The organism is Comamonas sp. lk (assembly GCF_900564145.1).
GTDB lineage: Bacteria > Pseudomonadota > Gammaproteobacteria > Burkholderiales > Burkholderiaceae_C > Comamonas.
The window spans coordinates 1,504,591-1,516,847 of sequence record NZ_UOOB01000001.1 but is presented as its reverse complement, the minus strand read 5'-3'; the positions used below and the strand labels follow the sequence as shown (position 1 = coordinate 1,516,847).

Here is a 12,257-nt window from a genome sequence, read left to right as displayed (position 1 = left end):
GCGCCATTGTAGGCCGAGCCAAGCAGCCCCGGGCGGCACAATCCTGTTTCAGAGTTCCGGGCATGGCATTGCTTACCTAGCCCTCACCTAATCACTGCGCGCACCATGCATACCCATACGATTTTTGTCATCTCCGACGGCACCGGCATCACCGCCGAAACCTTTGGCACGGCCATCATGGCCCAGTTCGACACCAAGCCCCGCATCGTGCGCATCCCCTTTGTGGACTCTCCGGACAAGGTCCATCAGGCAATTCGCCAGATCAACCATGTGGCTTCCCTGGAAAGCAACAAGCCCGTGGTCTTCACCACCCTGGTCAACCAGGAGCACCTTGATTTGATCGAAGCCACCTGCAAGGGCAAGGTGTTCGACATGTTCGGCACCTTTGTACGCCCGCTGGAGATCGAGCTGGGCCAGAAGTCGCTGCACCGTGTGGGCCGCTTTGCCGACATCAGCGAGAGCAAGGAATATCTGGAGCGCATGGAGGCCATCAACTACACGCTGGCCCATGACGACGGCCAGACTCATACCGACCTGACCGGAGCCGATGTGATCCTGGTGGGCGTGAGCCGCTCGGGCAAGACGCCTACCAGCCTGTACCTGGCCATGCAGTTCGGCCTGAAAGTGGCCAACTACCCGCTGATCCCCGAAGACTTCGAGCGCAAGCAGCTGCCGCCCGCTCTGGAGCCGTTTCGCAAGAAGCTGTTCGGCCTGACCATTCAGCCCGAGCGCCTGTCGAGCATTCGCAACGAGCGCCGCCCCGACTCCAAGTACGCCAGCCTGCAAAACTGCCGCTACGAGGTGGCCGAGGCTGAAGCCATGATGCGCAGAAGCGGCATCGAGTGGTTGTCCAGCACCACCAAGTCGATCGAGGAGATCGCCACCACTATCTTGCAGGAAGTGCTGCCTCAGCATCTGGGGCATTGATCAAGACTCCCCCTGAGGCGCTTTGCGCCTTCCCCCTCTCTCGCAGCGCGGGAGGGGGACGCAGCCTTCGCCGTGAGGCGGCTCCTGCTCGGCTGCTCTGACTTGAGGCCCGCCGAATGCGAAGAGGACGGGTGGCTCAGCTCAGCTTTGCCTGCTGCTGCAGCTCCTCCAACAGATAGTCCACCAGGGCACGCACCTTGGCCGGCACATATTGCCGGTCTTTGAAGCAGGCAAAAAAATCCAGCGGCGCATTCTCGAACTGCAGCTGCCCCTTGCGCCCCGGCTTCAAGGTCAACGGCAGCAGCCGGCCCTGGCGCACATAGTCATGCACGATAAAGCTGCCGGCCCAGACAATGCCGCCGCCGGCCGCCGCAAACTCCACCAGCGCATCGATATCGTTGCCAATGGTGGCAATGCGCTGCTGCGGATCGCTGCGCTGGCCGTCGCGTGTAAAAGGCCAGCGCATCAGGCGGCCATCGCGCTCGCGTCTATAGAGCAGACAGGCATGCTCCAGCAGCTCCTGCGCCGTCTGCGGGCTGCCATGCTGCTGCAGATACTGCGGCGAAGCGCACAGAAAACGCGGCACGGATGCCAATTGCCGCACGGACATGCCGGGCTCCAGCACATCGCGGTAGCACAGGCTGATGTCCACATCTTCCTTGAGCACATCCACATAGCGGTCGGCAATCAACAACTCGATCTCCAGCTGCGGGTGCCGGGCGGTAAAAGCCGGCAACAGCGGCGCCAGCACATGCCGGCCGAAAGCCGACATGCAGGCAATGCGCAGCTTGCCTTGCAGCTGACCGTGGATCAGCGACAGGTCGGACTGGGCTTTTTCCAGCGCGTCGAGCACGGGGCCCACACGCGCCAGATAGCGCTCACCGGCCTCGGTCAAGGCCATGGAGCGCGTGGTGCGCGTGATCAGCCGCGTGCCCAGCTCACGCTCCAGCCGCGCAATATTCTGGCTGGCCGCGGCCGGCGAGATGCCCAGCTGGCGCGCGGCCGAGGCGATGGAGCCGCCCTCCAGCGCTTTGACAAAGGTTTCTATGGCTCGCAGATTCGGCATGGGTACCAATGTATCGCCAAAGCATTCTGAAGTTTGACTTATGAGTGCAGCAAGCTGCAGCCCTCTACCGACTTCTCCTGGGCCCGCTTACAGTCTGGGCATTCTGAAAACACAGGCACCCCGGCAGCCCCAGCTGCTTGCACCGTCTTCGCAAGCCGCTATGAATCCGGGTGCAAAAAAACACAGGCTTTGACCGCAGCATGAACGCTATCCCCTCCAAACCCCCAGGCCTGAAGCTGCACAAGCGCTACACCCCTTTCGTATTTGCCTTCTACATGGCGGGCATCATGGCTTTTCTGATGTCCTGCACCATCGTCGCAGCCAATAGCGGCCTGGGTAGCGGATTTTTGCAGCGCGTCCTGAGCGCCTATGCCCTGGCCATGCCCGTGGCATTTTGCTGTGTGGTGCTGGTGCGGCCTCTGGTGCTGAGGCTGGTGGCGATCACGGTCCACAGCCATTGAGGACCGAGAAAAGAAGAGCAGATCGCTATCGAATCTGAAGTGGTTTGCGCATGACCAACTTCAGATTTCAATATATTGAGCAGTGAGATTCAAGCCGCCATTGCGCTATCTGCTACAAAAATATATTGCAAAGCGCCATCGCTGCTGCGCACCGTATCGCACTGCATGCCCCAGACCTGCTGCACCAGTTCGGGCCGCAGCACTTGCTGCGTAGCGCCGCTGTGCACGCCGGCATCTGCGCCCAGCACCAGCACGTCATCGGCGTAGCGCAGAGCCAGATTCAGGTCGTGAATCACGGCCACCACGCCCACACCTTGCTCGGCTGCCCAGTTGCGCAGCAAGCGCATGGCATGGTGCTGATGGGCCAGATCAAGGGCGGCCGTGGGCTCGTCCAGCAGCAGCCAGCGAGCTTTGCCGTCCTGCGGCGCTTCCCAGACCTGGGCCAGCGCCCGTGCCAGATGGCTGCGGGCCCTCTCGCCACCCGACAAGGTGTTGATGCTGCGCTGGGCCAGATGGGCCACGCCCGTCAGCTCCATCGCGGCCAGCACAATGCTCTCTTCCTGTGCACTGGGCTGATTGCGATGGGGGTAGCGCCCCAGCTCCACCACCTCCTGCGCAGTGAAATCAAACGCCACCGAACCGTCCTGGGGCATGACGGCGCGGCGGCAGGCCAGTGCGGCCATGCTGTGCTGTGCCAGCGGCAGCCCGTCCAGCAATACCTGGCCGGCCTGCGCGGCACGTTCGCCCACCAGCATGGACATCAGCGTAGATTTGCCCGCGCCGTTGGGGCCGAGAATGGCGGTAAAGCGCCCGGCTTTCAGCCCGGCATTCACCGTGGCCAGACGCGGGCCCTGGCCTATGCCCACGCCCAGGCCGCGACACTCCAGCAAAGAGGCCTCACTCATACCTTGCTCCTGAACTGGCGCAGCATGGCCAAAAACAGCGGCACGCCGATAAAAGCCGTCAGCACGCCCAGGGGCAGCTCGGCCGGTTTGACGATGGTGCGGGCCACGGCATCGGCCGTCACCACCAGGGCAGCACCCAACAGGGCGGAGCCCGGCAGCACCACCCGGTGATCGGGACCGGCCACCAGCCGCACCCAGTGCGGGGCCACCAGCCCGATAAAGCCGATGATGCCGGTAGTCGCGGTCACCGCGCCCACGGCCAGTGCCGCCACCATCACCGCGCGGCGCTTGGTTTTCTCCACCGCTACCCCCAACAGATTGGCCTGTGCCTCGCCCAGCGCAATCGCATTCAGGGGCCGCGCCAGGGCCAGCGCAGCCAGCACGCTCAGCGCCACGGCAGCGCCCACCAAGCCAACCGCGCTCCAGCGCGAAGCGCCCAGGCTGCCCAGCAGCCACATCTGCAGATTGCGCAGCTGTTCGTCGGTAGAGATAAAGCTCAGAAAACCCAAGCCCGCTCCAGCCAGGGCATTGATGGCAATCCCGGCCAGCAGCATCAGGCCGATGCGGGTCGTGCCCTGCACCTGACCCAGGACATAGACCACGGCCGTCACGGCCAAGCCGCCGCCAAAGGCCATGGCCACCAGCGCCCAGCTGCCCAGATGACGCGGCAGCCAGGGCAGGTACATGCCGCCCAGCACAATGGTGATGCCGGCTGCCAATGCCGCGCCGCTGCTTACGCCAATCAGCCCTGGGTCGGCCAGCGGGTTGCGAAACAGACCTTGCATCAAGGCCCCGGCCAGCCCCAGACCGGCACCAGCGGCCGCACCCATCAACAGGCGCGGCAGGCGGATATTGAGAAACACCAGATGCTCGGCGCTACCGCCGGCGGCACCGCTGAGCCCGTCCCAGGCGATGCCGAACAGCTGACCCGGCGCAATCGCATAAGCCCCGCTGGCACTGCCCAGCACCATGGCCAGCAGCACCAGCAGCAGACCCAGCGACAAGGTGGCGCCCCGGCTCAGGCGCCCGGACGGGGAGCGCCAGCGTGCCGCCGGCTTTGGCAGCCCAGCCACGGGTTTGGCCCCCGCACGACCCATGCTCATATTCATGCTCATGTCTGCTCTCAGGCCACCCACTGCAAGGTGCGCATATGCAAGGCCTGCACGGCGCTGGGCAGACGCGGGCCAAAGCCCAGCAGGTGGCTGGCCTCCAGCGTGACCAGGGCTTTTTTGGCATAGGCCGGGGTCAACGCCAGCTCGGGCCGCTTCCAGAAGGCGGCCTCACCGCCCATGGCCTCTATGCCTTGCGTGGTGTTGATGATGACCTCCGGTGCGGCGCTGGCCATGGCCTCTGCCGTCAGCGGCTTGTAGCCGTCAAACTGATCGATGGCGTTGACGCAGCCGGCATAGCGCATCAGCGCATCGGCTGCCGTACCGCGTCCCGCCACCTGGGGGCTGCCGCTGTGCGAGAGCAAAAACAGCACGCGCGGCTTGCGTGTGGCCTTGGCCACCTGGGCCTGAACGCTCTGCCACTGCGCATCCAGGCGCTCCAGCAATGCGCTGGCTTCGCCCACCTTGCCGGTTTCGCGCCCCACGACTTTCACTTTTTCCTGCACATCGCCCCAGACATGCTGGGCCTTCACCAGCGACACCCGCACGCCGGCCTGGCGTATCTGGTCCAGCACCACGGCCGGTCCGGCCTCGCTGGTGCCTATGACAGAGTCAGGCTTGAGCGAGAGCAGACCTTCGGCCGACAGCTGGCGCACATAGCCCACCTTGGGCGTTTTCTGCGCAGCATCGGGAAACAGGCTGGTGGTATCGGTGCCCACCAGCAAGCCCTGGGCATTGAGCAGGTAGACGACTTCGGTCAGGGCCCCGCTCAAGGACACCAGGCGCCGCGCCGGCGCGGCCTGCGTCTGGGCATGGCCCAGTCCCGGCAGGGCCGCGCCCAGAACAGCGGCCCCCAGCCATTGCAGACCCGCTCTGCGGGAGTTCAGCGGCTGTGTCATGCGGCCTCCGTCGCCGCCGACAGACGGGGCAGACCGGCCACCAGATCGCGCCAGCTTTGCAGCTCGGGCTGGCCGGGCTTGCGTTCGCCAAAGAACATGGCCATGTTGTTGCCGGCGGCATCGAACACTTCCACCGAAGTCACCACGCCATCGCTGGTGGGCTTTTGCACCACCCACACTTTGTCAATCATGTCGGTGCGCAGATGCAGATTGAAGCCCTTGTCCAGCACATTGATCCAGCGCACGCCGTTGGCACCGTCCATGGGCTGGATATTGCTCACCGGGCCGGTGTGAATCTGGATGCAGCCGCTGCTGCCCACAAACACCATGATGGACACGCCATCCACGGCCGCATCGCCCAGCAGGCGGGTAACGGCATCGCCTTCCAGGCGCTGGCAGTATTCAGGCACCAGGCTGAAGGCCTGCTGACGCTCGGCTCCGTGCTTGCGCAGCATCTCGAAGAACTCGTGCGTGTCCTTCAGGGCGCTCCAGGCCTGGGTCAGCGCAGGCACATCGATTTCGCTGTCGGCCTTGGGCGCGGGCTTGGCCGCCGCTTCGCGGAATACATAGCCGGCGGCCGGTTCGGCAAAACGTTCGATCAGCGCATTCCAGGCCGCCATATCCGTGGCTTCGCGGGCAAAAATCTTGTGCACAGCGCGGCCGCTGGCGTCATAGAACTGCAGGCTGTGCATGGCCGGACGATTGCCGTTGGCCGAGGCTTCGGTCACGGCAAAGCCGGCATGCCAGTGCATGAAGAACAGGCGCAGGTCAATCTCGCGGCTGAAAGCCAGACCCACGGGGCCGGTGGCCGAAACGTTTTGATAGATACCGTCTTTTTCGTGCACGGTCGATTCGTTGCGGGTGAGCGCCATGACGGTGCCGCAGGCCTCCAGGCCTTGCAAGATCGCCAGCCACTCGGCACGCAAAGGCAGGGCCTTGAGCGCGCGCTCATGCTCGCCGCCATGTGCGGCAATCACCGCGCCTTCGCTCAGGCCCATGGCTTCTGCGGCGTCCTTGATGCGCAGGCCCTTCGCACGCTCCTGGGCAAATTGCTCACGGATCTGCACGGCGGTGTTCAACGCCGAAGTACCGGGGTTTGGGGTGGCTGTTTCTGTCATCGTAGGGTTGTTCATTGCAAAGTCTCCGGGCTGGCGTGCCAATGCACGCGGGAAGGTGGGAAATCGTCGTGGGCCGTGCTCTGGCCCATGCTGTGGGTCGCTGTGTGGTGATGCGTGCCTATACCTATAGGCCGCTCGTCTGGCGCATCCGCCTCGCGCTGCTGTGCCGCAGACTCCGCATCAAGGGCGTCAGCCACCACACTCCAGCGCTGGCACAGGCGCAGCAAAAACGCCTGCATATCCTTGGACAGCGCGGCGCCATGCGCCATGCCGGCCAACTGCTCAGCCACGCGGGCGGCCATGGGCGCACGGTGGGCAGCGCAGCAGCCCTGGCTGAAACCAGTCATCAGCGCCAGCGTGGCCGCCAGCTGTGCTTCGCTTTCGGTGAGCAGGTATTCCTCTGCGCGCTCCTGCACTGCGGCTTCGGCATCGCTGGCACCGGCGGTCTTGGAACGGTCTTCAGACACTGGCATGGCACACTCCCACGTTATCCATTGAAAAACGCATCAAGCTCTTTATCCAAAAGCGCTTGATGCTATGAAGTTAGAAGTCCTGAACCAGGGACACGCGCAGGTTTCGGCCTGTCTGGCTATAGGCATCGACAATCTGCGTGCTGGAGGTCAGTCCGCGCACATCGGACCAGCGCCAGTACTTCTTGTCCGTCAGGTTGTAGATGCCGACGTTCAGGCGCGTGCCGGGACGAATACGCCATTGCGCGCTCAAGTCCAGCACCGTGGCGCTAGGGCTGAGCCAGGCCGTGGTGGTGGGAACATCCTTGGCTTTCTTGCCTGCCCAGTGCGAGGCGCTCAGCTGCACACCCACGTTAGAGGTGTCGTAGCGCACGCCCAGCACCAGTTGCTGTGGCGAGATGGTGTTCACAGGCTTGTCGGTCTTGGTTTCCGTACCCTTGGTGTAGCCGTAGGCGGCATGGGTGCGCCAGTTGCCGCCGGCAAACTTGCCCCAGTCATAGTCGGCCTTGAGTTCAAAGCCACTGATGCGCACGTCTTCCAAATTCACCGACTGATAGATGCCGGGGTCGTTGCGGTTGCCCGGTGTGCCCGACACCAGCTGCTGATCGAGGATGAAGTTCTTGTAGCGACCGGTGAACACCGCCGCATCGAGCTTCATGCGCTCCATGCGTCCACGCAGTCCCAGCTCGAAGGTGTTGCTCTTTTCGGGCTTGAGATTGGGGTTGGGTATGTTCTTGTAGTACTGGCTGGAATTCTCGAAATAGGCATTGATCTGGCCTGCATTCGGCGCGCGAAAGCCTGCGGCGTAGTTGCCGTAGACAGACCATGCATCCGATGCCTGGAACAATGCGCCCAGCTTGGGCGAGATGGCCGAGTCCGAATTGCTGACCACCGTGGGCAAAAAGCCTTGCTGCTTGGGCTTGATGCTGTAGTGCTCGGCCCGCACGCCAGGCGTCAGGCTCCATGCGCCATAGTGCAGATCCGCCTGCGCAAACAGCGCAGTCGATGTCTCTGTCGTATTGGGGAAACGCTTGAGCGGGAACTGCTCGCCAGCGGCCGGCGTGATGCCGTTTTGCTCGTTGACCACCTTGTTGCGCATGTAATCCATGCCATAGGTGAACTTGCCACTGACCGCCGTACCCCAGCGCAGGGTTTTGTTGGCCTGCGCATGCAGTTGCAGCGCGTTCTCGTCGTAGGTCACATCGCGTTCGCGATAGGGCAGATTTCTGCGGGTTTCATTGATCCACTCGCGCGAATCCGAACCCTGGTAGCTGGCCATCAACTGCAGCTCATCGGCCAGCGACCAGCCCAGTTGCTGCCATTGCCCCTGCCAGCTGGCGCGCCAGCGATTCATTTCCGTTTTGGAGTTGGAGTCCAGCACCGTGCCGCCAAGGGATGTGCCCTGTGCCGTCAGCAAGGCATAGTCGGCCTTTTTGTTGACCTGCTCCAGCGTGAACACATGTTTTTGCACCGCCGAAGGTGTGTAGACCAGGCGACCCAGCAGCGAGTGGCTCTTGTCTTTTTCGGGGTTGGGCTCGGTGCGGGTGCTGCCCACGCCGCCTACGGTACCCATGTTCTCCAGCGCGCTGGAGCGGCCAATGCCGGCAGAAACCAGCCAAGCCCATTCAGGGCTGGCACGTCCTGCCAGAGTGGCGCCCACACGCTTGCCGTTGTCCGAGCCGTCGTAGCTGGCGGAGACGCGACCACCAACGGTCTTGCCACCTTTGAGCAAATCATCGGGCTGCACGGTGATGAAGTTGACCAGGCCGCCCATGCCGTCCGAGCCATACAGCGCCGGCACGGAGCCACGCAGAATTTCCACGCGCTGCACCAGGCCCAGATCCAGATAGTCGCGGCCAAAGGTGTTGGCACTGAAGGAATAGCCGCGCGGCTGGCGTACGCCATCGACCAGCATCAGCACGCGATTGCCTTCCAGGCCGCGGATATTGAAGCCGCTGTTCTGGTCCCGCCCGGCCGACGAGGACGCCAGCGAAAAACGGGCCGGTGCACGGGGCACGGTCACATTGGGCAGTTTCTCGGCCAGCTCGCGGATGTCGCTGACATGTCCCTCTTCCATCTGCTTGGCATCAATAACGTCAATCGTCATGGGCAAAGCATCGGCATCCTGCTCATCGCGCGAGGCGCTCACCACCACGTCTTTCATCACCGGGGCGCTGCGATCTGCATGGGCTGCGGCCACGCGCACCGTGGCCGAGGCTTGGGCCACCGTCTGCGTCGGAGCCACTAGGGCCGATTCCTGTGCCTGAGCGGCAAAAGACGCGCAGGCCAGCGCACAAGCCAGGGCCAGCGGATGGATAGCAGGACGAGCAGCGGGGTGAAAAACGGAAAGCGGCGCCAACAGGGCGCGAGTGTGCGTAGCGGCAGCGGATGCCATACCAGAAACCCTCTTTATTCATTGAATTGACAAGAGCTGGCTTCTGGAAAGTGCCACAGGAATCAGACCCGTAGCTGGCACTGCATATGCTGGCTGAGCAATGCACAGTGTATGCGAATAGTTCTCATTTGATTGATATTTTTACTTTAACCTTCATCGACGAATGTATAAACGCGCCGAGAAAAACAAAAAGGACTGCCGAAGCAGTCCTTTTTTAATAGCTACTAGCGCTTATGCATAAAGCACTACAGCCTGTTTTAGTTGCGAATCAGGTGATCGAAGGCCGACAGAGCCGCCGTGGAACCGGCACCTGCCGCAATCACGATCTGCTTGTACGGCACCGTGGTGCAGTCACCGGCAGCGAACACGCCGGGCAGATTGGTCTGGCCCTTGGCATCCACAATGATTTCGCCGAACTTGCTCAGCTCCACCGTGCCCTTGAGCCATTCGGTGTTGGGCACCAGACCGATCTGGACGAACACGCCTTCCAGCTCGACATGGTGTTCCTCGCCCGTCACACGGTCCTTGTAGCGCAGACCATTGACCTTGCCATTGGCGCCAGTGATTTCCGTGGTCTGTGCATTGGTGTGCACGGTCACATTGGGCAGGCTGTGCAGCTTCTTGACCAGCACGGCGTCGGCCTTGAGCTGTTCGGCAAACTCCACCACCGTCACATGGGCCACCAAGCCGGCCAGGTCGATGGCCGCCTCAATACCCGAGTTACCGCCGCCAATGACCGCCACACGCTTGCCCTTGAACAGCGGGCCGTCGCAGTGCGGGCAGTAGGCCACGCCCTTGTTTCGGTACTCGGCTTCGCCGGGAACGTTCACATTGCGCCAGCGCGCACCGGTGGACAGAATCACGGTCTTGGCCTTGAGCGAACCACCATTGGCCAGCTGCACTTCGAGCAGGCCGCCGGGCTGCGCTGCGGGAATCAGCTTCTCGGCGCGCTGCAAATTCATGATGTCTACGTCGTAAGCGCGGGTGTGGGCTTCCAGCGCTGCGGCAAACTTGGGGCCGTCGGTTTCCAGCACGGAGATGTAGTTCTCGATGGCCAACGTGTCGTTGACCTGACCGCCAAAGCGCTCTGCCGCCACACCGGTGCGAATGCCCTTGCGCGCTGCATACACAGCGGCCGCTGCGCCAGCGGGGCCACCGCCGATGATCAGCACATCGAAAGCCTCCTTGGCCGAGAGCTTGGCGGCTTCACGCGAGGCCGCACCGGTATCGAGCTTGGCCACGATTTCTTCGATGCTCATGCGACCGGTGCCAAACACGGAACCGTTCATCAGCACCATGGGCACGGCCATGATTTCGCGCTCGGTCACTTCCTGCTGGAAGGCGCCGCCTTCGATCACCGTGGTCTTGATCTTGGGGTTGAGGATGGCCATGAGCGACAGCGCCTGCACCACGTCGGGGCAGTTGTGGCAGGTCAGGCTCATGTAGACCTCGAAGTTGTAGTCTCCGTCGAGCGCCTTGATCTGGTCAATCAGATCCTGCTCCACCTTGGGTGGATGGCCGCCCGTCCACAGCAGCGCCAGCACCAGCGAGGTGAATTCGTGACCCAGGGGCAGACCGGCAAAGCGCAGCTGGGTGTCGGTGCCCTTGCGTTGCAAAGAGAACGAAGGCTTGCGGGCGTCGTTGCCATCGGTGCGCAGCGTGATCTTGTCGCTGCGCAGGGACTGAATGGTTTGCAGCAGATCGCGCATCTTGGCGCTGGTCTCGCTGTCATCCAGAGAAGCCACCAGCTCAAACGGCTGCTGCACACGTTCCAGGTAGGCGGCGAGTTGGGCTTTGAGTTGATCGTCAAGCATGGTGGATTCCTTTGAATTTTGAGTTGTTAATGCAGTGCAGCAAAGTGGCTTGGAGCCGCTTGCCCGCCCATAAAAGCAAAAAACTGGGCGTAAAAAAGCCGGACGAACAGACACCGGGTGCCTGAGCGTCGTCCGGCTCTCAGAGCGCCTGCGCGCTCAGCCGATAGCAATCAGGCTTAGATCTTGCCGACCAGGTCCAGCGAAGGAGTGATCGTGTCAGCGCCTTCCTTCCACTTGGCGGGGCACACTTGGCCGGGGTGAGCGGCGGTGAACTGGGCAGCCTTGAGCTTGCGCAGAGTTTCCGACACGTCACGGGCGATTTCGTTGGAATGCACTTCCATGGTCTTGATCACGCCATCGGGGTTGATCACGAAGGTACCGCGCAGTGCCAGGCCTTCTTCAGGGATGTGCACGCCGAAAGCGTTGGTCAGCTGGTGTGTAGGATCGCCCACCAGAGGGAACTTGGCCTTGCCCACGGCGTCGGAAGTTTCGTGCCACACCTTGTGCGAGAAGTGGGTGTCGGTAGTCACGATGTACACCTCGGCGCCGGCCTTCTGGAACTCAGCGTAGTTGTTCGCTGCGTCTTCGATTTCGGTGGGGCAGTTGAAGGTGAAGGCTGCAGGCATGAAGATCACAACAGACCACTTGCCCTTCAGGCTCTCTTCGGTCACGGTGATGAATTCACCCTTGCCGTTGCGGTTCACGAAAGCTTCGGTCTTGAACGGTTGAACTTGCGTATTGATCAGAGAAGACATTTGCTGTTTCCTTGTGGTGAGTGTTGATGACAGGATGAAGTTTAGATTCCCTCAATCAATAAATCAAATCAATTGACTTTATTGAATTGATTTAAATAATCTATCAATCCCGTTTCCAGTCATTCTGGAGCCAAGCCGCATCGCTTTGCAGCTCAGCTTTCTATTGTGGGCCGAATCTGGCCGCTTCAAGTCAATAGTCCTTCAATCACGTTCATAGCTTTTGTTGTCATCAACAGGTCAATCTCCATGCGCGATCACGGCCAGGCCCAACAGAAACTAAACGAGAACGCGCATCAGATGCAGCCAATTCGCCCAAGCATGGGCTTTGTTTGATTTGC

Annotated in this window: 11 protein-coding genes; 2 read left to right on the top strand and 9 right to left on the bottom strand. The window is 62.0% G+C overall.

Annotation, left to right across the window (positions count from 1 at the left end):
• Positions 1-105 precede the first annotated feature (105 nt).
• Positions 106-927, top strand: coding sequence for a pyruvate, water dikinase regulatory protein (locus EAO39_RS06780; RefSeq protein WP_120966738.1), 822 nt, complete (start codon positions 106-108; stop codon positions 925-927).
• A gap of 136 nt (positions 928-1,063) precedes the next feature.
• On the opposite strand, the gene EAO39_RS06775 is transcribed toward EAO39_RS06780, so the two are convergent.
• Positions 1,064-1,993 carry a LysR family transcriptional regulator gene (locus EAO39_RS06775; RefSeq protein WP_120966737.1) on the bottom strand — a complete coding sequence of 310 codons (930 nt, stop codon included), beginning with the start codon at positions 1,991-1,993 and terminating at the stop codon, positions 1,064-1,066.
• 200 nt (positions 1,994-2,193) lie between these two features.
• On the opposite strand from EAO39_RS06775, the gene EAO39_RS06770 reads away from it, so the two are divergent.
• Positions 2,194-2,454, top strand: coding sequence for a DUF2798 domain-containing protein (locus tag EAO39_RS06770; protein WP_120970783.1), 261 nt, complete (start codon positions 2,194-2,196; stop codon positions 2,452-2,454).
• Positions 2,455-2,543: 89 nt separating this feature from the next.
• Here the strand turns inward: EAO39_RS06770 and EAO39_RS06765 are convergent, their stop codons facing one another.
• The 8 genes from EAO39_RS06765 to ahpC form a co-directional block, all read right to left on the bottom strand.
• On the bottom strand, positions 2,544-3,359 hold the full coding sequence (locus tag EAO39_RS06765; RefSeq protein ID WP_120966736.1) for a heme ABC transporter ATP-binding protein: 816 nt from the start codon (positions 3,357-3,359) through the stop codon (positions 2,544-2,546).
• Entirely contained in the window at positions 3,356-4,468 is a 1,113-nt protein-coding gene (locus EAO39_RS06760) for an iron ABC transporter permease (protein WP_240467081.1), read from the bottom strand. Before EAO39_RS06760 ends, EAO39_RS06765 begins: the two co-directional genes overlap by 4 nt.
• 14 nt (positions 4,469-4,482) lie before the next feature.
• On the bottom strand, positions 4,483-5,367 hold the full coding sequence (locus EAO39_RS06755) for an ABC transporter substrate-binding protein (RefSeq protein WP_120966735.1): 885 nt from the start codon (positions 5,365-5,367) through the stop codon (positions 4,483-4,485).
• Positions 5,364-6,485, bottom strand: a complete 1,122-nt coding sequence (locus EAO39_RS06750) for a ChuX/HutX family heme-like substrate-binding protein (protein WP_120966734.1) — start codon at positions 6,483-6,485, stop codon at positions 5,364-5,366. Before EAO39_RS06750 ends, EAO39_RS06755 begins: the two co-directional genes overlap by 4 nt.
• 11 nt (positions 6,486-6,496) lie before the next feature.
• Positions 6,497-6,958: a hypothetical protein gene (locus EAO39_RS06745; RefSeq protein WP_120966733.1), complete on the bottom strand. Its 462-nt coding sequence runs from the start codon at positions 6,956-6,958 to the stop codon at positions 6,497-6,499.
• A 70-nt stretch (positions 6,959-7,028) separates the two neighbouring features.
• Positions 7,029-9,350: a TonB-dependent hemoglobin/transferrin/lactoferrin family receptor gene (locus EAO39_RS06740; protein ID WP_120966732.1), complete on the bottom strand. Its 2,322-nt coding sequence runs from the start codon at positions 9,348-9,350 to the stop codon at positions 7,029-7,031.
• Positions 9,351-9,607: 257 nt separating this feature from the next.
• A complete protein-coding gene (gene ahpF, locus EAO39_RS06735) occupies positions 9,608-11,164 on the bottom strand; it encodes an alkyl hydroperoxide reductase subunit F (protein WP_120966731.1) in 1,557 nt (518 codons plus the stop codon).
• Between the two features lie 176 nt (positions 11,165-11,340).
• The gene (gene ahpC, locus EAO39_RS06730; RefSeq protein ID WP_120966730.1) at positions 11,341-11,919 is read right to left on the bottom strand and encodes an alkyl hydroperoxide reductase subunit C; all 579 of its coding nucleotides are present in this window, start codon (positions 11,917-11,919) and stop codon (positions 11,341-11,343) included.
• Positions 11,920-12,257: the final 338 nt, after the last annotated feature.

Coding starts and splice junctions, on each gene's coding strand:
- EAO39_RS06780 (WP_120966738.1), top strand. CDS start 106: ATGCATACCCATACGATTTTTGTCATCTCCGACGGCACCGGCATCACC.
- EAO39_RS06775 (WP_120966737.1), bottom strand. CDS start 1,993: ATGCCGAATCTGCGAGCCATAGAAACCTTTGTCAAAGCGCTGGAGGGC.
- EAO39_RS06770 (WP_120970783.1), top strand. CDS start 2,194: ATGAACGCTATCCCCTCCAAACCCCCAGGCCTGAAGCTGCACAAGCGC.
- EAO39_RS06765 (WP_120966736.1), bottom strand. CDS start 3,359: ATGAGTGAGGCCTCTTTGCTGGAGTGTCGCGGCCTGGGCGTGGGCATA.
- EAO39_RS06760 (WP_240467081.1), bottom strand. CDS start 4,468: ATGAATATGAGCATGGGTCGTGCGGGGGCCAAACCCGTGGCTGGGCTG.
- EAO39_RS06755 (WP_120966735.1), bottom strand. CDS start 5,367: ATGACACAGCCGCTGAACTCCCGCAGAGCGGGTCTGCAATGGCTGGGG.
- EAO39_RS06750 (WP_120966734.1), bottom strand. CDS start 6,485: ATGACAGAAACAGCCACCCCAAACCCCGGTACTTCGGCGTTGAACACC.
- EAO39_RS06745 (WP_120966733.1), bottom strand. CDS start 6,958: ATGCCAGTGTCTGAAGACCGTTCCAAGACCGCCGGTGCCAGCGATGCC.
- EAO39_RS06740 (WP_120966732.1), bottom strand. CDS start 9,350: ATGGCATCCGCTGCCGCTACGCACACTCGCGCCCTGTTGGCGCCGCTT.
- ahpF (WP_120966731.1), bottom strand. CDS start 11,164: ATGCTTGACGATCAACTCAAAGCCCAACTCGCCGCCTACCTGGAACGT.
- ahpC (WP_120966730.1), bottom strand. CDS start 11,919: ATGTCTTCTCTGATCAATACGCAAGTTCAACCGTTCAAGACCGAAGCT.